The following is a 25,757-nucleotide window of genomic DNA, read 5'->3' on the forward strand; positions in this document are numbered from 1 at the left end:
GTCCGGATATGAATGCGGAGGTCAGCGGGCTTCGGCGCGCTGGGCCATGATGAGCAGTTCATCGCGCTGCGACTGGCTGGGGATCCGCGCGATCTTGCTGTAGAGGTTGCGGTAGCCCGCGGACTGGAAACGAGCACGGATACGTGCGAAAGCCATGACGATATTCTCCTTGCGATTTCTCGGCCGCCGCATGCTCCGGCCGAGGTTGTTTAAACGTTACATATGTGTAAACGCACCGTCGGGCCACACGTATCCCGAAAGTGTCCAAGGGTACTGCCGAGCCAGAATGTGTTGTAGGAGTCACGGTGCTCACACAGCCGGAGAATGACGAAATATACGAATCTGTTCACGGACGTCGAACGAAATTTTCCTTACGGACACGTCGGACCTACGTCCTGACCATAGGATCGTCGGGACACAAGTCCCATCGGTGAGGCGGAGTAGACCATAGTGGATCAATTTGACGTGGTAGTGATCGGGTCGGGCCCGGCAGGGCAGAAGGCGGCGATCGCCGCGGCCAAGCTCGGAAAGCGTGCGGCTATCGTCGAACGAAAACACATGATGGGCGGCGTCTGCATCAACACCGGCACCATTCCCTCGAAAACGTTGCGGGAGGCCGTTCTCTATCTGACGGGCCTCAATCAGCGTGAGCTGTACGGGGATTCGTACCGGCTCAAATCAGATATCACCGTGACCGACCTGGCAGCGCGCACCGATCACGTCGTGTCCCGGGAGATCGACGTCATCCAGCATCAGCTCGCCCGCAACTCCGTCACGATGTTCGTCGGCAGCGCATCCTTCGTCGGGCCCAACGAGATCACCGTCGAGGACGCGACCGGTGACCTGAAACGCGTCCGCGGCGATCACTTCGTCATCGCGGTGGGAACACGTCCGGCGCGGCCGCCGAGTGTCGATTTCGACAGCGAGACCGTCGTCGACTCCGATCAGATCCTGGGTCTGAGCCGTGTGCCGTCGTCGATGGTGGTGGTCGGCGCCGGTGTCATCGGGATCGAGTACGCGTCGATGTTCGCCGCCCTGGGCAGCAAGGTGACGGTGATCGAGAAGCGGCCGGCGATGCTGGACTTCTGCGACCGGGAGATCGTGGAATCGCTGCAGTATCAGCTACGTGACCGCGGAGTCACCTTCCGGTTCGGGGAGTCGGTCAGGACCGTCGAACGCCATCCCTCGGGTACGCTCACGATTCTCGAATCGGGAAAGGTGATCCCGGCGGACACCGTGCTGTACTCGGCCGGCCGACAGGGCGTCAGTGACGAGCTGAACGTCGAGGCGGCGGGCCTGACCGCCGACTCGCGTGGTCGGCTCAAGGTCGACGAGCACTACCGCACCGAGGTCGGGCACATCTACGCGGTGGGCGATGTCATCGGCTTTCCGGCCCTGGCCGCCACCTCCATGGAGCAGGGCAGGCGGGCGGCCTACCACGCCTTCGGTGAACCTGTCGGCGTCGTGGACGACGACCTGCAGCCGATCGGGATCTACGCCATCCCGGAACTCAGTTTCGTGGGCCGCACCGAGGACCAGCTCACCGCGTCGAATGTGCCTTTCGAAGTCGGCGTGGCACGGTACCGGGAACTGGCGCGCGGTGCGATCATGGGCGACTCGTACGGCCTGCTCAAACTTCTCGTACACGCGGAGGAACGGACCCTGCTCGGTGTACATGCCTTCGGCAGCAACGCCGCCGAACTCGTGCACATCGGGCAGACGGTGATGGGTCTGGGCGGCACCATCGACTATCTGGTCGACGCGGTGTTCAACTATCCGACGCTTGCCGAGGGCTACAAGGTGGCCGCGCTCGACGCCGTGAACAAGATGCGGGCCATCGAGCGGGTCCGGACACGAGGGCTCGTCGGAGAACTCGATGCTGGGGAGAGCCCCCTGCCCTGACTTGCTGCTGCCCTGACTGTGTGTGGCCGGCCTGATGCCGGTCGATGTTCCGATACGCATAGAGCCCGGTCCGAGTGGACCGGGCTCTATGCGTGCCACCGCGGTGGGCGGTGGGCGGACGCGTCTCTAGTCGCCGGTGTACTGGCCACCGATGGTGCCACGGACGACGATGGGGGTGCCTTGCGGGACGTTGTCGTAGACCCACTTGGCGTTGGCATTGGTGATGTTGATGCAGCCGTGGCTCACATTGCTGTTGCCCTGCTGTGCCTCGGACCAAGGAGCGCCGTGGATGAAGATGCCGTCCCACGACATGCGCGTGGCGTACTCCACGTAGGTGCGGTAGCCCTCGGGGGAGTCGATCGGAACGCCGTACGTGGACGAATCCATGTACATGTCCCGGTACTTTTCCTTGGTGTGGTAGACGCCGTTGGGGGTGGGGTGCTTGTTCGACCCCATGGAGATCGGCATCTGACGCAGGAACTTACCGTTGCGCCACCAGTAGATCTGATGCTTGGAATCGATCGCGAGCGCGACATACCCGGTCGAGGTCTGCACATTGGGGATGGCAGGGATCCACGGCTTGGGTGCAGGCGGCGGGGTGGAAGTCTTCGGCGTCGTCTTCGTCGACTTAGGCGTCTGAGTGAGCGTCGGCGGCTTCGGGGTGGTCTTGGGTGTGGTCTTCTGCACCGTCAGGCCGGGGATATCCACGGGCGGCAGACCCGGAATCACTGTGACGGGTACGGCATTGGCCACACTCGGGAATGCGAGAACCACAGCAAGCACGCCGACAGCCACACCGGTCAGGCGGCGCCCGGAGCGATGGTGAGCACGTCGTTTCGTTGTCAGCACTGGGATAGGAGCCTTTACTTTCGTGTATGAGCGGTTGCGCATCCCCCGACGCGCGGAATCTATCGTTACACAACCGTTGTGGATCGGCCAAAGGGTTGTGCGATAACACACTTCGCGAAGCGGAAAAGTCGTGGTGAACGTAGGAAACTTTGAAATGTGATACCCATCACAGGTTTACGGCCGTCGGGAGGATTGCCGGGTATTAGCGCCTCGCGGTCACGCGGGCTGGTACTGGGTGCTCAGGTGCCGGGCCGGCTGGGCGCAGGCCTCGTTGCGGCACACGAGCATGACGTCGGTGCGGTCCTGGCCGCTCGTGGCATGGGTCATGTCGTGGCGCAGGAACAACAATTCCCCGCAGGTGGGGCATCGACGCTGGGTTTTGGTGTGAGTCGTGGACATGACCCCAGGGTACGCTCGATGTGTCCTGCATCACAGTGAGTTGCTGCGGCGGTGACCTATGCCCGAGCGGGTGGGGTCCTTGTGCCCGAGGTGGTCGTCATCCGGGGTATTCGGGGACAGTCGAGACAGCGAAAGACCCCCGGGCCGCCAGGCGGATCCGGGGGTCGATTCGAGATGGAGCGGGTGACGGGAATCGAACCCGCGTAGCTAGTTTGGAAGACTAGGGCTCTACCATTGAGCTACACCCGCGTGCACCTGCTGCGACGGTGGTTGAGTCCGCCCGCCTGCTCGTGCGCAGCCGACTGTACCGGGTGGTCCCGGCAAACCTGAAATCGGCCCCCGGTCCCGGGGTGCGGCTCCGTATGTGGTGACCGGTGTCGGGCGGCGTACGACGGCCACGTACTATTTGCGGTTGGCCCTGCACGATGCCGAAGTCCGACCAGGTCGGCACAGGCGAAACGGCGGGCCGATCGGGATGTGGCGCAGCTTGGTAGCGCATCCGCTTTGGGAGCGGAGGGTCGCAGGTTCAAATCCTGTCATCCCGACTCAATCAATACCCATAACTCGCACCACCGAAGACATTCACACCGACCCACTCAATCAAGACGCACGGAAGCAGATCCGGCGCAGACCAAGGAGCACCCGAGTGAAGAGCACCGTCGAGCAGTTGAGCCCCACCCGTGTGAAGCTCAACGTCGAGGTTCCGTTCGACGAGCTGTCCGCGGAGTTCGACCGCACCTATCGCACCTTGGCCTCGCAGATCCGCATCCCGGGCTTCCGCCCCGGTAAGGCTCCGGTGAAGCTGATCGAGGCCCGTGTCGGACGCGACTCGATCCTGGCCCAGGTGGTCAACGACGCGCTGCCGGCCAAGTACTCCGAGGCCGTCGCCGAGACCGAGACCAAAGCCATCGGCCAGCCCGAGATCGACCTGGCCGAGCTGGTGTACGGCGAGACCATCACCTTCACCGCGGAGGTCGACGTCCGGCCCGAGATCGAACTGCCCGACTACTCCACGCTCGCCGTCGAGGTCGACCCGATCGAGGTCGCCGACTCCGATGTCGATGAGCAGCTCGAAGGCCTGCGCGCCCGGTTCGGCACCTTGGTCGGTGTGGATCGGGGTGTCGACGAGGGTGACTTCATCTCCATCGACCTGTCTGCCACCATCGACGGTGAGGCCGTGGACGAGGCAGCCACCGAGGGCCTGTCGCACGAGGTCGGTTCCGGTGAACTGATCGACGGCCTCGACGAGGCGGTCACCGGTCTCAAGGCCGGCGAGTCCAAGGTGTTCACCAGCAAGCTGGTGGCGGGCGATCACACCGGTGAGGACGCAGACATCACCGTCACCGTCAACTCGGTCAAGGTGCGTGAGCTCCCCGAACTCGACGACGACTTCGCGCAACTGGCCAGCGAGTTCGACACCGTCGACGAGCTGAAGACGAGCCTGCGTGAGCGGGTGGAGAACTCGGCGAAGGCCGAGCAGGCCACCCAGATCCGCGACAAGGTGCTGGAACTGCTTCTGGAGACCGTCGAGATCCCGCTCCCGGAGAAGGTCGTCGAGGACGAGGTCGAGGGTCAGCAGCATCAGGTGATCCACGCACTCGGCCACGATGACGAGCAGCTCAACCGCTTCCTCGAAGCGCAGGGCACCACCCGTGAGGAATGGGACGCCGAGGCCCGCGAATCGGCCGAGAAGTCTGTGCGCACCCAGCTGCTGCTGGACGCCATCGCCGACCAGCAGGAGACCGAGGTCAGCCAGGACGAGCTGACCCAGCAGATCTTCTTCCAGGCGCAGCGCTACGGCATGGCCCCGCAGGACTTCATCCAGCAGCTCACCCAGGCCAACCAGGTCGGTGCCGTATACGCCGATGTGCGTCGCGGCAAGGCGCTGGCCTCGATCGTCGGTGACGTCGCCGTGACCGACACCACCGGCGCGGCCGTCGACACCTCGGAGTTCTTCGGGCCCGATGAGGACGCCGACGAGGCCGACTCCGTCACTGACGAGAGCTGATCGGCCCGGCGAGAGCTGAACGGCGCAGTCGAGACACCTGCGACAGCCGGTGCCGGGATATCCCCGGCACCGGCTGTTCTGCTCTGAGCGAAGTAACGCCCGCGTGGCACTGACGAACACCCCCGATTGACTAGTGTCGTTGGGGAACACCATGCATGACAGTCACATCACGACAGGTAAAGGTAGGAACTGTGAGTGAGCCGACCATCCACACACCCGGCTTGACGCGCGGCGCGCACATGAGTTCGGGCGTGGCCGGGCTGAACCTGACCGACTCGGTCTTCGAGCGCCTTCTGCGCGAGCGCATCATCTTCCTCGGCACCCAGGTCGACGACGACATCGCCAACCGGCTGTGCGCACAGATCCTGTTGCTCGCAGCGGAGGATCCCACGCGCGACATCAGCCTGTACATCAACTCGCCGGGCGGATCGGTGACAGCCGGCATGGCCATCTTCGACACGATGCAGCTCGCCAAGTGCGACGTCGCCACCTACGCCATGGGCATGGCCGCCTCGATGGGGCAATTCCTGCTCGCGGCAGGCGCACCGGGTAAGCGCCACGCGCTGCCGCACGCGCGCATCATGATGCACCAGCCGTCGGCGGGCATCGGCGGTACGGCGGCCGACATCGCCATCCAGGCAGAGCAGTTCGCCGCCACCAAGCGCGAGATGAACCGGCTCAACTCCGAGTTCACCGGTCAGCCGTTGGAGAAGATTGAGGCCGACGCGGACCGCGACAAGTGGTTCACCGCCGCCGAGGCCAAGGAGTACGGCATCGTCGATCACGTCATCGAGCGCGCCTGAGCGCTCGCGGATCCTCGACTCTTCCCATTCCTAACGGCCACTCATCCCAATTGGCCACTCATCTACGGAGCAGAAGATGACCAACACCTACTCGCCAGAGGTCGCCGCCGGAATCCCGGCGTCCGCCGATTTCGTGCGCAGCATCCAGGCCCGCTACATCCTGCCGCAGTTCATCGAGCACACGCCCAACGGCCAGCGGCAGTACGATCCGTACGCCAAGCTCTTCGAAGAGCGCATCGTGTTCGTCGGTACCCCCATCGACCAGACCGTCGCCAACGACGTGATGGCGCAGTTGCTGGTGCTGGAGTCGCAGGACCCCGACCGCGACATCACGATGTACATCAACTCGCCCGGCGGCAGTGTGCCCGACATGCTCGCCATCTACGACACCATGCAGTACGTGCACTGCGACATCGTCACGGTGTGCCTCGGTGAGGCCGCGTCGGCGGCGGCCATCCTGCTGGCCGGCGGCACCCCCGGCAAGCGTGCCGCGCTGCCGAACGCCACCATCCTGATCCACCAGCCGCGCACCGGCGGGGCATTCCAGGGGCAGGTGTCGGATCTGGAGATCCAGGCCGCCGAGATCGAGCGCATCCGTAACCGGCTCGACGAGATCCTGTCCGGTCATACCGGTCAGCCCGCCGACAAGATCCGCCGCGATACCGACCGCGACAATATCCTCACAGCCGCACAGGCCAAGGAATACGGCATTGTGGACGAGGTCTTCGAGTACCGCAAGAAGTCGCTCAAGGCCCCGGCGTCGTAGGCCGGACCGGACGTCTTCTCATTCACGGATGCTCGCGACATTTACCGGTAACGGTCGAAGTCGGGGCAGTTCACGGGTACCGTCGGAGTACCGACCCGACAGGAAGTAGGTAGAGCACGAGATGGCGCGTATCGGAGACGGTGGGGACCTGCTCAAGTGCTCCTTCTGTGGAAAGAGCCAGAAGCAGGTCAAGAAGCTGATCGCCGGGCCCGGGGTCTACATCTGCGATGAGTGCATCGACCTGTGCAACGAGATCATCGAAGAGGAGCTCGCCGAGAACGGTGACGTCAAACTCGACGAGCTGCCCAAGCCCGCCGAGATCCGTGACTTCCTGGAGAACTACGTCATCGGCCAGGACACGGCCAAGCGCACACTCGCGGTGGCGGTCTACAACCACTACAAGCGCATCCAGGCGGGGGAGAAGAAGGATGCCCGTGGCGGCGAGTCCGTGGAGATCGCCAAGTCCAACATCCTGATGCTCGGCCCCACCGGCTGTGGTAAGACCTACCTGGCGCAGACCCTGGCCAAGATGCTCAACGTGCCGTTCGCTATCGCCGATGCCACCGCACTGACCGAAGCCGGCTACGTGGGTGAGGACGTCGAGAACATCCTGCTCAAGCTCATCCAGGCCGCCGATTACGACGTCAAGCGCGCCGAGACCGGAATAATCTACATCGATGAGGTCGACAAGATCGCCCGCAAGAGCGAGAATCCGTCGATCACCCGTGATGTGTCGGGTGAGGGTGTGCAGCAGGCGCTGCTGAAGATCCTGGAGGGAACGCAGGCGTCGGTACCACCGCAGGGCGGCCGCAAGCACCCGCATCAGGAGTTCATCCAGATCGACACCACCAACGTGTTGTTCATCGTGGCCGGTGCGTTCGCGGGGCTCGAGAAGGTCGTGTCCGAGCGCATCGGCAAGCGCGGCATCGGTTTCGGTAACGAGGTCACCACCAAGGACGTCATCGATACCACCGATCACTTCGCGGAGGTGCTGCCGGAAGACCTGATCAAGTTCGGTCTGATCCCCGAGTTCATCGGCCGTCTGCCGATCGTCGCCTCGGTGACCAACCTCGACAAGGAGTCGCTGGTCACCATCCTGTCCCAGCCCAAGAATGCGCTGGTCAAGCAGTACACCAAGCTGTTCGAGATGGACAACGTCGAGCTGGAGTTCACCAAGGACGCACTCGAAGCCGTGGCCGATCAGGCGATCCACCGTGGCACCGGTGCCCGTGGCCTGCGCGCCATCATGGAAGAAGTCCTGCTGCCGGTGATGTACGACATCCCGAGCCGCGACGACGTCGAGAAGGTTGTGGTCACCGGAGAAACGGTGCGCGACAACGTGCTTCCGACCATCGTGCCACGTAAGGACACCCCGGAAGAGCGCCAGGACAAGACCGCCTGATCTCACCCCTTGCCGGTTGCGTACCTAAGCCTGATCTCACCCCTTGCCGGTTGCGTACCTAAGGAGTCCTGTCACGCATTCCGACGGGAAGCCGCAAACTTCTTGCTGGTTGATGTGTGAGGTCGCTTGCGCTCCTCACACATCAACCAGCGGGGGGCGTTGCCTGCGGCGGTGCTCAACCAGCGGAGGTGCCGACTGGTTCGAGTCGGACCACGACCGCCTTGGACACCGGGGTGTTGGATTTGCGAGCCACAGACCCTAGCGGGATCAGCGGGTTGGTTTCGGGATAGTAGGCCGCGACGTTTCCGTGCGGAGTGTCGTAGGCGACCAGCTGGTAATCGTGCACCCGGCGTTCCTCGCGGCCGTCGGGTCCGTCGAATTCGGAGACTGCCACCCATTCCGATGAACACGCGCACTTGACGACCGCTCATCGCACCGATGGCGTGGACGGTGTCGAATCCGTGCTCGCGGGGGCTGTCGATGCCGAACTCCTTGCCCAGCGCGCCGAGGAAGGATTCGGGCATCTTCTCGAAGATGCCCATCGTGCGGTCGCCCTGAACATTGGAATGACCACGGACCGGGCACAATCCGGCGCCGGGTTTGCCGATCATGCCGCGCAGCAACAGCACGTTGGCGCCTTCACCGATCGTGGCCACCGAATGCCGGTGCTGGGTCCAGCCCATCGCCCAGCACAGGACCGTGCGCTTGGACGACATCATCGTTTCGGCGAGCTGCTCTATCTCGGTGAGACTCAGGCCGGTGGCCTCCAGGACATCGTTGAAGTCCAGTTCGTCGAGCAGCGCGAGATACTCGTTGACGCCTCCGCAGTGTTCGTCGATAAACGCCTGGTCGAAGACGGTGCCGGGGTTCTTGCGCTCGGCGTCGAGCATGAGCCGTGCGATGCCGCGGAACAGGGCCATGTCTCCGCCGAGGCGGATCTGGAGGAAGTCGTCGGTGAGCGCGGTGCCCGAGGACTCATGGCACATGTTGGAGCAGTCGGGCATGTTATGGGTGCCGTCGGTTCATCGACCTGATAGGTGTGTGGACCGTGATCGTCGGTGTCGCGCATGACAATCATTGTGCGCCAGAAATTGTGATCTCACCCTCAGCTGGGCCCGATGGCACACACTGGACGCATGACCGACAGTGATCTGGAAAACGGAGACATCGCCGAGACGCCTGTACCTATTTCACCGATCGCGGGAATCGTTCTCGCGGGTGGTAGGTCGCGGCGTATGGGTACCGATAAGGCGTCGATGCAGTGGCCGGGCGGCGACGCCGAGCCGATGCTCGCGCGCATCGTGCGCACCATCGCCGAACGGTGCGACCGGGTGTACGTGGTGGCCACGGAGGAATCGTCGGCGTACCAACTCCTGCACGGCACCGGAGGCCCTGAGGCGGTGTGGGTGACCGACGAGGAACCGGGCGCCGGACCGCTCGGCGGCCTCGCCGCGGGTCTCGCGGCGGCCGCCGCCGACGGATTCGGCCTGGGGTTCGTCTGTGCCACGGACATGCCCCTCATCGGTCCGGGGCTGATCGACGAACTGGCTCGCGGCGCCACCCCGTCGACGCAGGCGGTGATCGCCCACGACGCCCGACGCGACCATCCGATGGCCGCCATCTACCGCACGTTGTCGGCGCAGGTCGTCGCTGATCTGGTCGCCGGTGGTGAGCGTCGAATGCTCGCGGTGACGGAGGCCCTGGAAACTCGCCGCGTCCCGGTCTCTGACCCCGAGTGGCTCACGAACGTCAACGCCCCTGAGGACCTGCACGACCTCCGCGTCTCCTGACCAGCATGCTCGACTGTGCGATCTGTCCCGGAACCCGGGACAGATCGCAACCTCAGGCGCGGGTGGTCCGTGGGGTGGCGCCCGGCGCCCTGCCGGGTGCGCGGGTTTCCTAAGATTGTGGGGTGAGCAATCGTGAAGCACAGGGCGCCGACGCGTCCGCACTGCCGAAGTCGTGGGACCCCGCCGAACACGAAGCCGGGTTGTATCAGGGCTGGGTAGACGCGGGGTACTTCACCGCCGACGCGGCGAGCGACAAACCTCCGTTCACGATCGTCATCCCGCCGCCTAACGTCAACGGTTCGCTGCACATGGGGCACGCCTACGAGCATGTGCTGATGGATGCGTTGTCCCGGCGCAAACGCATGCAGGGCTACGAAGTGTTGTGGCTGCCCGGTATGGACCACGCCGCGATCGCCATGCAGACGATGGTCGAACGCAAGCTGGCCGCCGAGGGCAAGACCCGCGACGACCTGGGCCGTGAGGCGTTCATCGAACGCGTGTGGCAGGAGAAGGCCGAGATCTCCGGCAACATCGGTGAACAGATGCGCCGCCTGGGTGACGGCGTCGACTGGACGCGCGAACGCTTCACCATGGACGAGGGACTCTCGCGCGCGGTGCACACCGTGTTCAAGAAGATGTTCGACGACGGCCTCATCTACCAGGCCGAGCGCCTGGTCAACTGGTCGCCGGTGCTGCAGACCGCGATCAGCGACATCGAGGTGTCCTACGCCGACGTCGAGGGCGAGCTGGTCAGCTTCCGGTACGGTTCCCTCGACGACGCGCAGCCGCACATCGTGGTGGCCACGACCCGGCTGGAGACGATGCTCGGCGACACCGCGATTGCCGTGCACCCCGACGACGAACGCTATGCACATCTCGTGGGCACCGAACTGCCGCACCCGTTCCTCGACCGCAGCATCCCGATCGTCGCCGACGACTACGTGGACCCCGAATTCGGTTCGGGCGCGGTCAAGATCACCCCTGCACACGACCCCAACGACTTCGCGCTCGGGCAGCGGCACAACCTGCCGATGCCGACGATCATGGACGCGACCGCCCGGATCGACGGAACTGGAACGCAATTCGACGGCATGGACCGCTTCGAGGCGCGGGTCAAGGTGCGCGAGGCGCTCGCCGAGCAGGGGCGCATCGTCAAGGAGGTGCGGCCGTACCTGCACAGTGTCGGACACTCCGAACGTACCGGTGAGCCGATTGAGCCACGCCTGTCGATGCAGTGGTGGGTCAAGGTCGACTCCCTGGCCAAGACCGCCGGCGATGCCGTACGCGACGGCGACACCGTCATCTACCCCAAGTCGATGGAACCGCGCTGGTTCGGCTGGGTCGACGACATGCACGACTGGTGCATCTCGCGGCAGCTGTGGTGGGGGCACCGCATCCCGATCTGGTATGGCCCGGGCGGCGAGGTGGTCTGCGCCGGACCCGACGAACAGGCACCCGAGGGCTACACGCAGGAGACCGATGTCCTGGACACCTGGTTCTCCTCGGGTCTGTGGCCGTTCTCCACCCTCGGCTGGCCCGACAACACCGCCGACCTCGAAAAGTTCTATCCCACTTCGGTTCTGGTCACCGGCTACGACATCCTGTTCTTCTGGGTGGCGCGGATGATGATGTTCGGCACGTACGTCGGCAAGGATCTGGGCGGTGACAAGAAGGTACCGTTCACCAACCTGTTCCTACACGGCCTGGTCCGCGACGAATTCGGCCGCAAGATGTCCAAATCCAAGGGCAACGGCATCGACCCGCTGGACTGGGTACAGCGGTTCGGCGCCGACGCGCTGCGTTTCACCCTGGCGCGTGGAGCCAACCCGGGTGCCGATATCTCCGTCGGCGAGGACCACGCGTCGTCGTCGCGCAATTTCGCGACCAAGCTGTACAACGCCACCAAGTTCGCGCTCATGAACGGTGCCCGGGTCGGTGACCTGCCCGAACGCGAATCGCTGACCAAGGTGGACCGCTGGATCCTGGACCGGCTCGACCAGGTGGTCGCTGAGGCAGACGCCGGATTCGAGGCGTACGAGTTCTCCAAGGCGTGTGAGGCGCTGTACCACTTCGCGTGGGACGAGTTCTGCGACTGGTACCTCGAACTGACCAAGGTGCAGTTCGCCGAGAACGACGTGGAACGTTCGCACGCAACGTCATTGGTGCTCGGTCACGTGCTCGACAAGCTGCTGCGCACACTGTCGCCGGTGATGCCGTTCGTCACCGAGGTGCTGTGGAAGTCGCTGACCGGCGGCGACTCCCTGGTGATCGCACCGTGGCCGGTGGTCTCGGCCGAAGAGGCCGACGCCGACGCGGCACGTCAGGTCGCCGACCTGCAGGCGCTGATCACCGAGATCCGCCGGTTCCGCAGCGACCAGGGCCTCAAACCGGGCCAGCGGGTGGCCGCCGAACTCGACGGTCTCGACGACGCGGGCATCGTCTCGCTACGTCCGTACGTCGACTCCCTGGCCCGGCTCAACTCCGCCGGCGAAGGCTTCGCAGCCACCGCGACCGTCGAGGTGCGGTTGTCGTCGGCGACGGTGACCGTGCGCATCGACACCTCCGGGACCGTCGACGTGGAGGCCGAACGCAAACGCATCGCCAAGGACCTGGCCGCCGCCGAGAAGGAACTGGCGCAGACCGCGGCCAAACTCGGCAACGACCAGTTCCTGTCGAAGGCTCCGGAGGCAGTGCGAGCGAAGATCACCGAACGCAACAAGGTGGCCACCGACGAGGTTGCCCGGCTCAAGGCAAAGCTGGAAGGGCTCGGCGGGTGAGCGATCCGCAGGATCCGGGCGCACCGGAGGCCGACGAGATCGACCTGGCGCACCTGGCGTTCGAGGGCGCTGTCGGGGCCGTCGAACCTGGGTTGACTGCGCGGCCCGGGGGACCGGTGCACCCGCTCGACGACGAGGGTCCGGCAGATCCGTCGGCCTTCACCACCGACATCAGTGCCGATCTGGCGGAACTGGCCGAGGTGGAGGCCGAACTCGACACCCGCTGGCCCGAGACCAAGATCGAACCGTCGCTGACGCGCATCTCGACGCTGATGGATCTGCTGGGCTCACCGCAGCTCACATATCCGTCGATCCACATCGCGGGTACCAATGGCAAGACGTCGGTGACGCGGATGATCGACGCCCTGCTCGTCGCGCTGCACCGGCGCACCGGCCGCATCACCAGCCCGCATCTGCAACTGGTGACCGAACGGATCTCGATCGACGGCACGCCGATCGCACCGCGCACCTACATCGACACCTACCGCGAGCTGGAGCCCTACATCACGATGGTCGACGACTCGTCGACTGCCGCCGGCGGACCGCGGATGAGCAAGTTCGAGGTGCTCACCGCGATGGCGTACGCGGCGTTCGCGGAGGCGCCGGTGGACGTGGCGGTGGTGGAGACCGGCATGGGCGGCCGTTGGGACGCCACCAACGTGATCGACTCGCAGGTGCGGGTGATCACCCCGATCGCGCTGGACCACGCAGACTATCTCGGCGACACACTCGCCGCGATCGCGGGCGAGAAGGCCGGGATCATCACGCCGCGCAAGGGTGACGACTTCCTCGCGCAGGATCCGGTCGCGGTGATCGCGCCGCAGGATCCCGCGGTCATGGACGTGCTGCTGCTTCAAGCTGTGGAGTCGGAAACCATTGTGGCGCGCCAGAACTCGGAGTTCGCCGTGCTGGAATCGCGGCTGGCGGTGGGTGGTCAGCTGCTCACCCTGCAAGGTTTGGGCGGGGTGTACGAGGAGATCTTCCTGCCGCTGCACGGCGCGCACCAGGCCGCCAACGCCGCCCTTGCGCTCGCCGCCGTCGAGGCGTTCTTCGGGGCCGGTGCCGAGCGTCAACTCGACATCGACGCCGTGCGGGCGGGATTCGCCGCGGTATCGAGTCCCGGGAGGCTCGAACGGGTGCGTTCGGCGCCGAGCGTCTTCGTCGATGCCGCGCACAACCCGCACGGGGCAACCGCCCTGGCCAACGCACTGGCCGAGGAGTTCGACTTCCGGCGGCTGGTCGGGGTGATCGGAGTGCTCGGGGACAAGGATGCAGAAGGACTGCTCGAAGCCCTCGAACCGGTCCTCGATCACGTAGTCGTCACCAACAACGGCTCTCCTCGAGCACTCGAGACCGAGACACTCGCAGAGATCGCGCGCGCGGTGTTCGGCGAGGACCGGGTCACCGTAGAACCATTTCTGCCCGACGCCGTCGAGGCGGCGATCGGCCTGGCCGAGGAATCCGAGGGACAGCCGGTTGCTGGTGCGGGTGTGGTGATCACCGGTTCGGTGGTCACCGCAGGCGCCGCACGCGGCCTGTTCGGTAAGGAACCATCATGAGTGAGAACACCGCCGCACCGCGTTTCACACCGCCGACCGTCGACCCCTGGAAGGGACTGCGTGGGGTGATGGCCGGAACGCTGATCCTTGAACTGATCGTGGTCCTGCTGTGCCTGCCGGTGGTGTGGAAGATCGGTGGCGGACTGACCTGGATCTCCGGTGGCTACCTGGGGCTGATCGCGGTGGCGATGGTGCTGGCCTGCGGCATGCAGGGACGCCCCTACGCGCTGCAGCTCGATCTCGCGCTGCAGGTCGCGATCATCGTCGGGGGTGTTTTTCACTGGTCGATCGCGGTCATCGGCGTGGTGTTCCTGAGCGTTTGGCTCTACATCGGCTACATCAAACGCGACATTCAGCAACGTATCGACGAGGGTCGGCTAGCGGGTCAGCGCCCCATCGACGAGATATAGTTCTCCAACGTTCATCGCACGGTTCGGGACCTGCAAGACCTGTTGCCGGAACGTTACGCGTGACGGTCGTCATCTCCGGCGGAAACTGTGACAATGGCTGTTGGTGTGAGCAACCTGGCGCACCTGTATACGTCTGAGGGGAATCTTGTCTGTCACAACACGTCGACTGTCCGCTGTCAAGAAGCGTGCGGCGCTGATCGCCGGGGCGATGGTCGCCGCCGGGCTCATTGCCGCCGGAGGCGGTGCGGCGCACGCCACACCCGCCGATCCCGGCCCTGGAACTGCGAGCACCGCGGGGAACCAGTCCGGTAACCTACCCCCGGCCGAGCCTGACTACACCGCGATCCTCAAGCCCGGACCGCCCATCGAGTTGTCGAACTCCGAGTATGGATTCATCGCCACCCATGAGGTGACCAAGCAGCTGGATCGCGTCAATGTGGTCGGCGGTATCGCCGGACTTCCCGTGCCACCTCAATACCGGGCGGCCAACGACGGACTGGCCTTGCAGTTCGGCCGTGCCCTCGATGGTGCGCTGAGCACACCAGGAGGATGTATCCAGATGGTGATCTCGCGGGGACATGCCGGCAGTCTGTTCGACTACGGCCTGTTTGCCGTGGAGGGCCAGTACTGCAACTGACGTAGTTCGGCCACGCACCACATTTCAGGGGACGACGACGCGCCTGATCGGGGATGACCCCGGTCAGGCGCGTCCGGTTTCAGCCGTCGGCCGTCAGCCCTTCGCCGCGGCGATCGCGAGGTCCGATTCGGCCTTTTTCTTGGCCTCGTACATCTTCTTCCACTCCGCGCGCGGCCGGACGGTGGTGTCGACGTCGGTGGCCAGTGCACGCAGGGCGCCCACCCGGGACTCGTCCTTGGTCTTGAGGGTGAACGGATCCCAGTTGAAGAACTTCGCGGAGTTCTCCCAGGTGATCTGGTCGATCTCGGCGTCGGTGGCACCGGCGGCATTGAACTCTGCGAGGACCTTCTCCGGTGCGTCCGGCCAGAAGCAGTCCGAATGCGGGTAGTCGCATTCCCAGGCGATGTTGTTCATGCCGACGTCGTGCCGGTTCTTGATGGCCGTCTTGTCGGTCACGTAGCACGCCAGGACGCGGTCCCGGAACACCTCGCTCGGCAGTCGGTCGCCGAAGTCGTTGTTCAGCCACTTCTGGTTGAGGTAGTGCCGGTCGGCGCGGTCGAGGAAGAACGGGATCCAGCCGACGCCACCCTCGGAGAACGCGAACTTGAGGGTGGGGAACGCACGCATCACGGGTCCGAACAGCAGATCCTGAGCCGCGATCACCGAGATCTGTGTGGCCAGCACCATCAGGTTGTCGATGGGTGCGTCCCTGGCCAGCCGCAGCACGCCGAACCCGGAGCCGATGTGCAGGCACATCACCATGTCGTTCTCGACGAGTGCCTGGAACACCGGCCCCCAGTAGTCGATGTCGTGGTAGCTGGGCAGCTTCTCCAGGTGGGGGAGTTCGGGCATGGTGACCGCGCGTGCGCCCTTCTTGGCGACGCGATGGATCTCCTTGACCATTCCCTCGACGTTCCAGGTGGGCAGCAGTGCCAGCGGGATGAAGCGGTCGGGATGCGCTCCGGCCCACTCGTCGATGTGCCAGTCGTTGTACGCCGACACCATGATCAGTGTGACCGGGTCCTGATACTGGTTCAGGTGGCGCGCGGAGAAGCCGGTAAAGGTGGGAAAGCACATCGAGGCGAGCACACCGTTGCGGTTCATGTCGCGTACGCGTTCGTTGACGTCGTACACGCCCGGACGCATCTCCGCGTAGCCGGCCGGGTCGTAGGCCCACTCCTCCGGGGGCCACGTGACCACGGCGTTCAGGCCGCTGGTACCGGTCACCTTGCCCTGATAGAACCACTGCTCGATGCCCTTGTCATCGAAGATCACCCGCGGCGCCTCGTCCATGTACTTCTGCGGGACGTGCCGGGCGAACATGTCGTGGGGTTCCACGACGTGGTCGTCGATGCTGATCAGGATCATGTCGTCGACATTCATGGGACTGTGTCCTCTTTCGGAGCTGTGTTGCGGTCAGAAACCGGGCCGTGAATATGTCCTGTTTCACTTGTACAGTGGATTCCCGTGACCATCTCTGCGCGATCGGACAGTGATTTAGCACTTTCGGCCAGACAGGTGCAGTGGGTGCCGATGAAGGGCCGGGGGACCGCCTCGGCGGGCAGCTACGCCTACGACGGCGGTGCCCTGGTCACCGGGTGGCACTCGCACGAGGTACACCAGATCGAATACGCGATCGGTGGCGTCGTCGAGGTCGAAACACCGGCCGGCTACTATCTGGTGCCGCCGCAGCAGGCCATCTGGTTGCCGGCGGGCCTCGAACACGACACCCATCTCAAGGGGGACGTCACCACCCTGTCGGTGCTCTTCGAACCCGAACTGATCAGCGGCCACGGCGATCGTGCCCGCATCCTGGCAGTCTCGCCGCTGATGCGCGAGATGCTCGTCTACTCATTGCGCTGGCCGTTCGCCGACAGCACCCCCGATCCACGCTCGGAGCGGTTCTTCGGAACTCTCGCCGATCTCGTCGTCGACGCCCTCGCCGCCGAGACGCCGCTGCTGTTGCCGACCTCTGACGACCCGCTCGTGTCGGCCGCGATGCGCTACACCCGCGATCACCTGGCCACCGTCACCATCGAGGAAGTGAGCCGGGCGGTCGCAGTGTCCGAGCGCACGCTGCGCAGGATGTTCACCGGCTCGGTGGGCATGTCGTGGCGCGACTACCTCACCAGCGCGCGGATGTTGAGGGCCATGACCCTGCTGGCCACTCGTGGGCAGTCGGTGAGCTCGACCGCCACAGCCGTCGGATTCGACAGCCAGGGGTCGTTCACCAGGGCATTCACCCAGTTCAGCGGTGAGACGCCGTCGTCGTACCGCAACCGGATCCATCAGGACCCGGAGCCCGCGGGATAATTCGGTCGCGCTGATCGGCCACTCGTTGCCACAGACAGCTCGGGAATCGTTACAGTGTTCGCGTGACTGAACGGACTCTCGTACTCATCAAGCCCGACGGCGTGGCCCGCAACCTGGTCGGCGACATCATCGGACGTATCGAACGCAAAGGGCTGACGCTGGTCGCCCTCGAGCTCAAGCAGGTCAGCGACGAGCTGGCTCGCGGCCACTACGCCGAGCATGAGGGCAAGCCCTTCTTCGATTCGCTGCTCGAATTCATCACCTCCGGCCCGCTGGTCGCGGCAGTCGTCGAGGGACCGCGCGCGATCGCGGCCTGGCGCCAGATCGCCGGCGGCACCGACCCGGTCGAGAAGGCCGTTCCGGGAACCATTCGCGGCGACTTCGCGCTGGTCACGCAGGAGAACCTGGTTCACGGTTCCGATTCGCCCGAATCGGCCGAGCGTGAGATCGCACTCTGGTTCCCCGGCCTCGACTGACCCGGCTCTCGGCTGACCTTGGCTCGAGGTGAATCACGGTGCTCGCGGCCTCAGGGCATTGCTCTGAGGCCGCGGCCCGGCCCGGCCCAGCCCTCTACGGCCGGTTCTCCGATCTTCTTGCGGTGTTCCGCGGCCCGCCCCCGGCGTTGCTCCCGTCGTTCGATGTAAATGCGCGTTGGTTACGGCAAACGGACCGGGGTGTGGGATACTCGGGAAAGTTACCGTCGACACACTTTGTTGACGGTGGCCGATGCCGGTCCGCTCGTCATCCCCACCGCGTACACGTCACATTCGTGCGCACGTGGTGGTGTGGATGTTCGACGCAGCCGGACATCACCCAGCAAGGCGCCACGTCCTCCCTCCGCTACCGCGGAACGGGCACCGGCGCGAAGACCACATAACACCGGCCACGGCCGGGACACAGAGTTAGGCCCCCGCGTGGCCGCGTCAGCCCGACGCGCCCGGGGGCTCAAGGAGACTGAGTGACCGACAACGGGTCGCCTGCTGACGTCAATGACGCATCAGCACAGGCAGACGAATTTCCTATCAAACTGCGCGTTCACGCCCTGGCACGGAAGCTGGGTATCACCAGCCGCGAGGTGCTGGGTCACCTGGCCGAGATCGGACACGGTGCGCGATCACCGCAATCCAGCATCGACCGCGAGATCGCCTACACGGTTCGTGACCGAGTGACCGGAGAGCCGGCCGATACGGACGTTCCGCAGGAGTCGGGGGACGACGCGGCGCCGAAGGCGCCCGAGCCGGACGATGCCGGGGCGCCGACTGCTGATTCCGACTCGGCTGAGGTGGCCACGACTCCCGGACCGGCGATCGCGCAGCCCGAGCCCACTGAGTCGGCGGCTGTCGGGTCCGGCGCAGCAGCGCAGTTGTCGATCGATTCGCTGTTCTCCGCAGCGGCGACCGCCACTCAGGAGTCGGTCGTCGGGCCCCCGCCGACGGAGGCCGCGACGGTACCGCTGTTCCTGTCGCCCGATGTCGTCGAGCCGGTCAAGGTACCCGCTCGTAAAGCCATTGTCGACGACACACCGCTGTCGTCGGACGCCCTGGATGACGCCGACACGGACGCGGAGAACGAATCGGACCTCGACGGCGCCGATGATGACCAGGCCGATGAAAGCGGATCGGGTAAGCCGCGACGGCGGCGTCGGGGGCGTCGTGGCCGCGGGCGTGGCCGGGGGGATCAGGCGGACGCCGGAGAGCGGTCCGACGATGACGAGTCCGCGGCCGATGTGCGGGCGAGTGAATCGAACGGGGACTCCCCGGAGCCGGGCGACGACGAGGACTCGGCCGACGAGGGCACCGCGGAGGCGTCCGACGAGGAAGAATCGCCCCGCAGGCAGCGGCGTCGGCGGCGCGCGGCCAGAGTCGAATCGGCCGACGACGAATCGGCCGACGGTGACGAAGCCGAACGTGGCGATTCCGCCGGCGTCGTGGACGACGAATCGGATTCTTCCGGTGATGCGGAGTCGACCGATGACGGCGAGGACTCCGACGGTGACGATGCCGGCGGGGAGTCGGGAACGTCGCGGCGGCGCCGTCGCCGTCGCCGTCGCAAGGGCACCGAGGGCGACGAGGTGGCCCCCGACGATCCGCCGAACACCGTCGTGCACGAGCGGGAGCCGCGCACCAAGCGCGCCCGTGACGAGGTACAGGGCATTTCGGGATCTACGCGGCTGGAGGCCAAGCGGCAGCGCAGGCGTGACGGCCGCGACGCGGGTCGTCGTCGGCCGCCGATCCTGAGCGAATCGGAGTTCCTGGCGCGGCGCGAGGCCGTCGACCGGGTGATGGTGGTGCGCGAGCGCGCCTTCCACGACCCGAACGCCGAGGACTACACGCAGGTCGCGGTCCTCGAAGACGGTGTGCTCGTGGAGCATTTCGTGACCACCGAGACGTCGTCGTCGCTGGTGGGCAACATCTATCTCGGCCGGGTGCAGAATGTGCTCCCCGGTATGGAGGCCGCGTTCGTCGACATCGGCCGGGGCCGCAACGGTGTGCTGTACGCCGGTGAGGTGAACTGGGACGCCGCCGGTCTCGACGGTGGTTCCCGCAAGATCGAGCAGGCCCTCAAGCCGGGCGACTCTGTGCTGGTGCAGGTCAGCAAGGATCCGGTGGGCCACAAGGGCGCGCGCCTGACCACGCAGATCTCGCTGGCCGGCCGCTACCTGGTGTACGTGCCGGGCGGATCGTCGACGGGCATCAGTCGCAAGCTGCCCGATGTGGAGCGCAAACGCCTCAAGCAGATCCTTGCCAAGCTGCTGCCCGAGGACGCCGGCGTGATCATCCGCACCGCATCCGAAGGCGTGAGCGCGGACGAACTGGGCGCCGACATCGCGCGCCTGGAAAGCCAGTGGAAGGGCATCGAAGCCGCCGTCGGCGAGGCCAAGGGTCGTTCGGGCGGCGGACCGCGACCGCTGTACGAGGAGCCCGACCTGCTGGTCCGGGTCGTTCGGGACCTCTTCAACGAGGACTTCAAGAAGCTGATCGTCGAGGGCGACAAGGCGTGGAACCTCGTCGAGAGGTATGTCAGCTCGGTGGCCCCGGACCTGATGGAACGGGTCGAACGATTCACCAAGCGCCATGCCGACGCGCCCGATTCGTTCGTGGTGCACCGCATCGATGAACAACTCGCCAAGGCGCTCGACCGCAAGGTGTGGCTGCCGTCGGGCGGCACCCTGATCATCGAGCACACCGAGGCGATGACCGTCGTCGACGTCAACACCGGCAAGTTCACCGGTTCCGGCGGCAACCTCGAGGAGACGGTGACCCGTAACAACCTCGAAGCCGCCGAGGAGATCGTCCGGCAGATGCGGCTGCGGGATCTGGGCGGCATGATCATCGTCGACTTCATCGACATGGTCCTCGAATCCAACCGCGACCTGGTGCTGCGCAGGCTGACCGAGGCGCTGGCCCGGGACCGCACCCGGCATCAGGTGTCCGAGGTGACCTCGCTGGGACTGGTGCAGATGACCCGCAAGCGTCTGGGCACCGGGCTCCTGGAGGCCTTCTCGACCACGTGTACCGCGTGTGCTGGGCGGGGCATCATCGTCCACCAGAATCCCGTCGAGGTGCGTACCGACGACCAATCGCGGCCTGAGAGCGGGTCGAAACGCTCACGCAAGGCCAAGAAGCGGGCTGAGCAGGCCGAGGCGGCCAAGCCGGCACACAGCCCGTCCGAACATCCGATGTTCCGGGCCATGGCCGCGCATTCGCACGAACCCGGCCAGGCCGACTGCTCCGGTGACGAGGCGCTCGACACGATGCCTGTCGACGATGCGTCGTCAGCTGATGGCATGGTCGCCGCAGCGTTAGTCGCCGAGGATATTGAGATCGTCGTCACAACCGACGGCGCGGACGTCGACAGCGGTGCCGACGCACCGATTGCCGACGCACCGATTACCGACGTGCCGGCAGCCACTGTCGATGAGGCCGTCATCACGACCGGCGGTGCCCAGGCGCCCGAAAGCGCGGTGAGTGACGACGCTCCGGCGGAAGATGGCGAAATCCGCACCGCGGAGCCGGCCACGACCGGTGAGAGCGGCGCCCGAGGCCAGGACACCGCCGAGCCCGGTGACGATGCCGGCAATGATCGGCAAGCCGCAGGCCAGGACACGGTTGCGCCCGAGCCTGCGCGTGCGTCCGGAACCGGCAGCCGTCGGCGGCGTGTGGTGCGTGTGAGTTCACCGACAACCACCACCGAGCCGGTGGTCATGACGTCGGCCCCGGTGACCGGCGACGGCGACAGCGCTCCGGTGACCACGTCGGGGCCCTCGACCGCGGCCCCGGCTGCCAAGACGGTGGCGGTGCGCCGCAGGCCACGCAGGCGTTCGGCGGGAAGGCCGGCGGGCCCTCCGGTCGAGGAGTGAGTGCGGCCGTTCGGGGCCGGGCTGGTTTGACCCGGTGGGCGGCGGTCCCGTAGCCTTGAACGGTCGCCTTCGGCGGCGGGTTTGCGCTGTGCCGGATTGACGTCCGCCACAAGGTCGTTCCCCCGCACGACAGGCATTCTGGTGTGATCTGCGGTGACCCTGACAACTGGTCCGGGGTGTATTGCGGCCCGCGTCAGGTAGACAACCACAGATCAGGATCAGTAGAGCGCCGGAACCGCGGATACGGGTACCGGCCCGACTAGACGAGTTAGAGGACAGCTTCGATGGCAACGTACGCGATCGTCAAGACCGGCGGTAAGCAGTACAAGGTCGCGCAGGGCGACATTGTGAAGGTCGAGAAGATCGACAGCGCGCCGGGCACCACCGTGAACCTGCCGGTGGCACTGGTTGTCGACGGCGCCCAGATCACCACCGACGCCGATGCGCTGGCCAAGATCTCCGTGACCGCCGAGGTAGTCGAGGAGACCAAGGGTCCCAAGATCCGCATCCACAAGTTCAAGAACAAGACCGGCTACCACAAGCGCCAGGGTCATCGTCAGAAGCTGACGGTCCTCAAGGTCACCGGCATCAACTGACACCCACCGGGGCTGTCGTCGTCTGTCGTGGCACGGCAACCCTCACACCAAGACCTACAGATTCTTCAGGAGGACTGACATGGCACATAAGAAGGGCGCGTCCAGCTCGCGCAACGGTCGTGATTCCAACGCCCAGCGGCTCGGCGTCAAGCGCTTCGGTGGCCAGCAGGTCAGCGCGGGCGAGATCCTGATCCGCCAGCGTGGCACCAAGTTCCACCCGGGCGTGAACGTCGGCCGTGGTGGCGACGACACCCTGTTCGCGCTCGCCGCCGGTGCGGTCGAGTTCGGCACCAAGCGTGGCCGCAAGACCGTCAACATCGTCACCGACGCCGCTGCGGTCTGATTCCCGCCCCGGTCCGGGGTGAGAGAAATATAGCCTCGACAGAGGGTGCACAGGGGAACCGCCCCTGGGCGCCCTCTGTTGGCATTTTGCGGGTCCCGCACGCTGCGGGGCTCTCGTTGTTCAATATCGGAACACTGGTGGAGATTCCACCGATCAGGAAGTGAGAGTGGCGATGTCTCGGTTCGTCGACCGCGTGACCATTCATGTGACGGCCGGAAACGGTGGCCACGGATGCTCCTCGGTACACCGGGAGAAGTTCAAGCCGCTCGGCGGACCCGACGGCGGTAACGGCGGCAACGGCGGATCTGTGCGGCTCGTCGTCGACCCGCAGGTACATACGCTGCTGGACTTCCACTTCCGGCCACACGCCAAGGGGACCAACGGTAAGCCCGGCATGGGCGACAACCGCGACGGCGCCACCGGCGAGGACCTGGTCCTCAACGTGCCCGACGGCACCGTTGTCCTCGATGCCGACGGCAAGATCCTCGCCGACCTGGTCGGCGAGGGTACGTCCTTCGAGGCGGCCAAAGGGGGCCGCGGCGGACTGGGCAACGCCGCGCTGGCGTCGCGGGCACGCAAGGCGCCCGGATTCGCGCTGCTCGGCGAGGAAGGCCAGACGCGCGATCTGGTGCTGGAGCTCAAATCGGTCGCCGACGTCGGTCTCGTCGGCTTTCCGTCTGCGGGAAAGTCCTCGCTGGTGTCGGTGCTGTCGGCGGCCAAGCCGAAGATCGCCGACTACCCGTTCACCACCCTCGTCCCCAACCTCGGTGTGGTCCAAGCGGCCGGCGACATCTTCACCATCGCCGATGTGCCCGGGTTGATCCCCGGTGCGTCGACCGGACGTGGGCTCGGCCTGGAGTTCCTGCGGCACCTGGAACGGTGCGCTGTGCTCGCCCACGTTGTCGATTGCGCGACACTGGAACCCGGTCGCGACCCGGTCTCCGACATCGACGCGCTTGAGGCGGAGCTGGCCGCGTACAGGCCGGCCCTCGACGCCGATCACGGTCTCGGTGATCTGGCCGATCGGCCACGTGTGGTGATACTCAACAAGATTGACGTGCCAGATGCCGCCGAACTGTCCGACTTCGTCGAACCTGAACTGGCGCAACGTGGTTGGCCGGTGTTCCGAATTTCAGCGGTGAGTCACAACGGATTGCGCGAGCTCACCTTCGCCCTGGCCAAGATGGTCGCCGAATACCGTGCGGCGCAACCGAAACAGCAGGCCCGAAGGCAGATCATCCGACCGGTCGCCGTCGACGACAGCGGATTCTCGGTGCTGCCGGATCCGGCCGTCGAGGGCGGTTTCATCGTGCGGGGAGAACGTCCCGAACGATGGATCGCGCAAACGCAGTTCGCCAACGACGAAGCGGTGGGCTACCTCGCCGACCGGCTCAATCGCCTCGGCGTGGAAGACGAGCTCAAACGCCTCGGTGCCGAACCCGGCGCGCCGGTCACCATCGGCGACATGACCTTCGACTGGGAGCCGACCACACCGATGGGTGACGAGGTGCCGGTCACCGGCCGCGGCACCGACATCCGCCTCGATCGTTCCGAGCGCGTCGGCGCGGCCGAACGCAAGCAGGCACGCAAGGCGCGCCGCGGGCGGTTCGAGGACGGCGATATCCGTGGGTGAGGTGACTCATGAGTGACCTGCGCCGGAGTGAGGTACGAGGCCACATCGCCGACGCCCGCAGCATCGTCGTCAAGATCGGATCGTCGGCGCTCACCGATATGCACGACGGCCTCGACCGGGCGCGTCTGGACGCCCTTGCCGATGCACTCGAAGCACGGATGCGGGCGGGCTCCAACGTCACCGTGGTGTCCTCGGGTGCGGTGGGCGCAGGAATCGCGCCGTTGGGACTGAAGAAGCGACCCACTGACCTGGCCACCAAGCAGGCCGCCGCCAGCGTCGGTCAGCTCGCGCTCGCACACGCCTGGGGGACGTCGTTCGCCCGGTACCGGAGAACGGTGGGACAGGTGTTGTTGACCGCCGATGACTTCGCGAACCGGCGCCACCACGCCAATGCCCAGCGCACGCTGGAACGTCTCGTGTCGTTGGGGGTGGTGCCGGTGATCAACGAGAACGACGCCGTGGCCACCAACGAGATCCGGTTCGGTGACAACGATCGGCTCGCCGCGTTGGTGGCTCATTCGATCCGTGCCGATGCGTTGATCCTGCTCAGCGACGTCGACGGTCTGTACGACGGAGACCCGCGCAAGGTCGGCCCCAACGGGGAGCGGGCGCAGTTCATCGATGAGGTGCACGGTCCGGAGGATCTCGACGGGGTGATAGCGGGCTCCGGCGGTGCATTGGGCACCGGCGGAATGGCGTCCAAGCTCACCGCTGCCCGGCTGTCGGCGGATGCCGGGGTACCGGTGCTGCTGGCCGCAGCCTCCGACGCGGCGTTTGCCCTGAAGGATGCGTCGGTGGGGACGGTGTTCGCGGCGCGGGCCGAGCGGTTGACGGCCCGCCGATTCTGGGTTCGGCATGCCGCCGACAGCAATGGCTCGCTTGTCATCGATGACGGGGCGGTCGCGGCGGTGGTCAGTCGGCGACGGTCCTTGTTGGCGGCGGGCATCGTCGAGGTGAAGGGCGTGTTCTACGCCGGTGATGTGGTGGAGCTCGTAGACCTGTCCGGTGCGGTGCGAGGCCGCGGTGTGGTGGCCTACGACTCCGACGAGATCGCGTCGATGGAGCGACGCTCCACGGCGGACCTGCCGCTCGATCTGCGCCGACCGGTCGTACACGCCGACGACCTGGTGGCCCGGTAGAGATCTGGCCGGTAGAGATCTGGAACGACTGAGTCCCCACGGCGATACCGTGGGGACTCAGTCATCTGTGG

Annotated in this window: 21 protein-coding genes, 2 tRNA genes and 1 pseudogene; 18 read left to right on the forward strand and 6 right to left on the reverse strand. The window is 65.7% G+C overall.

Features of this window, described 5'->3' with window-relative positions; translation table 11 throughout:
- Positions 1–21 precede the first annotated feature (21 nt).
- Positions 22–156: a hypothetical protein gene (locus tag KDB67_RS21770; protein WP_291020541.1), complete on the reverse strand. Its 135-nt coding sequence runs from the start codon at positions 154–156 to the stop codon at positions 22–24.
- A gap of 294 nt (positions 157–450) precedes the next feature.
- Between KDB67_RS21770 and sthA the strand changes: the two genes are divergently transcribed.
- Positions 451–1,902, forward strand: a complete 1,452-nt coding sequence (sthA, locus tag KDB67_RS21775) for a Si-specific NAD(P)(+) transhydrogenase (RefSeq protein ID WP_291020543.1) — start codon at positions 451–453, stop codon at positions 1,900–1,902.
- A gap of 126 nt (positions 1,903–2,028) precedes the next feature.
- Here the strand turns inward: sthA and KDB67_RS21780 are convergent, their stop codons facing one another.
- The 3 genes from KDB67_RS21780 to KDB67_RS21790 all read right to left on the reverse strand — a co-directional run bounded on the left by KDB67_RS21780 (position 2,029) and on the right by KDB67_RS21790 (position 3,399).
- Positions 2,029–2,793 (reverse strand): L,D-transpeptidase, encoded by a 765-nt coding sequence (locus KDB67_RS21780; protein WP_291020545.1) that lies wholly within the window; start codon positions 2,791–2,793, stop codon positions 2,029–2,031.
- Between the two features lie 174 nt (positions 2,794–2,967).
- Positions 2,968–3,150 carry a hypothetical protein gene (locus tag KDB67_RS21785; protein WP_291020547.1) on the reverse strand — a complete coding sequence of 61 codons (183 nt, stop codon included), beginning with the start codon at positions 3,148–3,150 and terminating at the stop codon, positions 2,968–2,970.
- 175 nt (positions 3,151–3,325) lie between these two features.
- Positions 3,326–3,399 (reverse strand) — tRNA-Gly (locus KDB67_RS21790).
- A gap of 222 nt (positions 3,400–3,621) precedes the next feature.
- Between KDB67_RS21790 and KDB67_RS21795 the strand changes: the two genes are divergently transcribed.
- The 5 genes from KDB67_RS21795 (at position 3,622) to clpX (ending at position 8,129) form a co-directional block, all read left to right on the forward strand.
- Positions 3,622–3,695: transfer RNA gene (locus KDB67_RS21795), tRNA-Pro, on the forward strand.
- 101 nt (positions 3,696–3,796) lie between these two features.
- Positions 3,797–5,158: a trigger factor gene (gene tig / locus KDB67_RS21800; protein WP_291020549.1), complete on the forward strand. Its 1,362-nt coding sequence runs from the start codon at positions 3,797–3,799 to the stop codon at positions 5,156–5,158.
- 191 nt (positions 5,159–5,349) lie between these two features.
- A complete protein-coding gene (locus tag KDB67_RS21805) occupies positions 5,350–5,961 on the forward strand; it encodes an ATP-dependent Clp protease proteolytic subunit (protein WP_291020551.1) in 612 nt (203 codons plus the stop codon).
- Between the two features lie 76 nt (positions 5,962–6,037).
- Positions 6,038–6,727: an ATP-dependent Clp protease proteolytic subunit gene (locus KDB67_RS21810; RefSeq protein WP_291020553.1), complete on the forward strand. Its 690-nt coding sequence runs from the start codon at positions 6,038–6,040 to the stop codon at positions 6,725–6,727.
- 121 nt (positions 6,728–6,848) lie between these two features.
- The gene (gene clpX, locus KDB67_RS21815; protein WP_291020555.1) at positions 6,849–8,129 is read left to right on the forward strand and encodes an ATP-dependent Clp protease ATP-binding subunit ClpX; all 1,281 of its coding nucleotides are present in this window, start codon (positions 6,849–6,851) and stop codon (positions 8,127–8,129) included.
- A 175-nt stretch (positions 8,130–8,304) separates the two neighbouring features.
- On the opposite strand, the pseudogene KDB67_RS21820 reads toward clpX, so the two are convergent.
- Positions 8,305–9,145 (reverse strand): annotated as a pseudogene (locus tag KDB67_RS21820) (hypothetical protein); the annotation flags it as partial.
- Between the two features lie 120 nt (positions 9,146–9,265).
- Here KDB67_RS21820 and KDB67_RS21825 point away from each other — a divergent pair.
- The 5 genes from KDB67_RS21825 to KDB67_RS21845 all read left to right on the forward strand — a co-directional run bounded on the left by KDB67_RS21825 (position 9,266) and on the right by KDB67_RS21845 (position 15,302).
- A complete protein-coding gene (locus KDB67_RS21825; RefSeq protein WP_291020557.1) occupies positions 9,266–9,919 on the forward strand; it encodes a molybdenum cofactor guanylyltransferase in 654 nt (217 codons plus the stop codon).
- Between the two features lie 122 nt (positions 9,920–10,041).
- Positions 10,042–12,696 (forward strand): valine--tRNA ligase, encoded by a 2,655-nt coding sequence (locus tag KDB67_RS21830; RefSeq protein WP_291020559.1) that lies wholly within the window; start codon positions 10,042–10,044, stop codon positions 12,694–12,696.
- Between the two features lie 170 nt (positions 12,697–12,866).
- The gene (locus KDB67_RS21835; protein WP_291020614.1) at positions 12,867–14,255 is read left to right on the forward strand and encodes a folylpolyglutamate synthase/dihydrofolate synthase family protein; all 1,389 of its coding nucleotides are present in this window, start codon (positions 12,867–12,869) and stop codon (positions 14,253–14,255) included.
- Positions 14,252–14,665 (forward strand): DUF4233 domain-containing protein, encoded by a 414-nt coding sequence (locus KDB67_RS21840; protein WP_291020561.1) that lies wholly within the window; start codon positions 14,252–14,254, stop codon positions 14,663–14,665. The genes KDB67_RS21835 and KDB67_RS21840 overlap by 4 nt, the downstream gene beginning before the upstream one ends.
- A 145-nt stretch (positions 14,666–14,810) precedes the next feature.
- Positions 14,811–15,302 carry a hypothetical protein gene (locus KDB67_RS21845; protein ID WP_291020563.1) on the forward strand — a complete coding sequence of 164 codons (492 nt, stop codon included), beginning with the start codon at positions 14,811–14,813 and terminating at the stop codon, positions 15,300–15,302.
- A 93-nt stretch (positions 15,303–15,395) separates the two neighbouring features.
- On the opposite strand, the gene KDB67_RS21850 is transcribed toward KDB67_RS21845, so the two are convergent.
- Positions 15,396–16,685 (reverse strand): amidohydrolase family protein, encoded by a 1,290-nt coding sequence (locus tag KDB67_RS21850; RefSeq protein ID WP_291020565.1) that lies wholly within the window; start codon positions 16,683–16,685, stop codon positions 15,396–15,398.
- Between the two features lie 84 nt (positions 16,686–16,769).
- On the opposite strand from KDB67_RS21850, the gene KDB67_RS21855 reads away from it, so the two are divergent.
- From KDB67_RS21855 to proB, 7 genes are all read left to right on the forward strand, one after another.
- Positions 16,770–17,615, forward strand: coding sequence for a helix-turn-helix transcriptional regulator (locus KDB67_RS21855; RefSeq protein WP_291020567.1), 846 nt, complete (start codon positions 16,770–16,772; stop codon positions 17,613–17,615).
- A 62-nt stretch (positions 17,616–17,677) separates the two neighbouring features.
- Positions 17,678–18,091: a nucleoside-diphosphate kinase gene (ndk, locus tag KDB67_RS21860; RefSeq protein ID WP_005192227.1), complete on the forward strand. Its 414-nt coding sequence runs from the start codon at positions 17,678–17,680 to the stop codon at positions 18,089–18,091.
- Positions 18,092–18,573: 482 nt separating this feature from the next.
- Positions 18,574–21,975, forward strand: a complete 3,402-nt coding sequence (locus KDB67_RS21865) for an Rne/Rng family ribonuclease (protein ID WP_291020573.1) — start codon at positions 18,574–18,576, stop codon at positions 21,973–21,975.
- A gap of 284 nt (positions 21,976–22,259) precedes the next feature.
- Positions 22,260–22,571, forward strand: coding sequence for a 50S ribosomal protein L21 (gene rplU / locus KDB67_RS21870; protein ID WP_291020575.1), 312 nt, complete (start codon positions 22,260–22,262; stop codon positions 22,569–22,571).
- 79 nt (positions 22,572–22,650) lie between these two features.
- Positions 22,651–22,914 (forward strand): 50S ribosomal protein L27, encoded by a 264-nt coding sequence (gene rpmA / locus KDB67_RS21875; protein WP_213248696.1) that lies wholly within the window; start codon positions 22,651–22,653, stop codon positions 22,912–22,914.
- A 172-nt stretch (positions 22,915–23,086) separates the two neighbouring features.
- On the forward strand, positions 23,087–24,547 hold the full coding sequence (obgE, locus tag KDB67_RS21880; RefSeq protein WP_291020580.1) for a GTPase ObgE: 1,461 nt from the start codon (positions 23,087–23,089) through the stop codon (positions 24,545–24,547).
- Positions 24,548–24,555: 8 nt separating this feature from the next.
- The gene (proB, locus tag KDB67_RS21885) at positions 24,556–25,686 is read left to right on the forward strand and encodes a glutamate 5-kinase (protein ID WP_291020582.1); all 1,131 of its coding nucleotides are present in this window, start codon (positions 24,556–24,558) and stop codon (positions 25,684–25,686) included.
- Positions 25,687–25,757 lie beyond the last annotated feature (71 nt).

Origin of the sequence: Gordonia sp. (in: high G+C Gram-positive bacteria) (assembly GCF_020438995.1) — a bacterium.
GTDB lineage: Bacteria > Actinomycetota > Actinomycetes > Mycobacteriales > Mycobacteriaceae > Gordonia.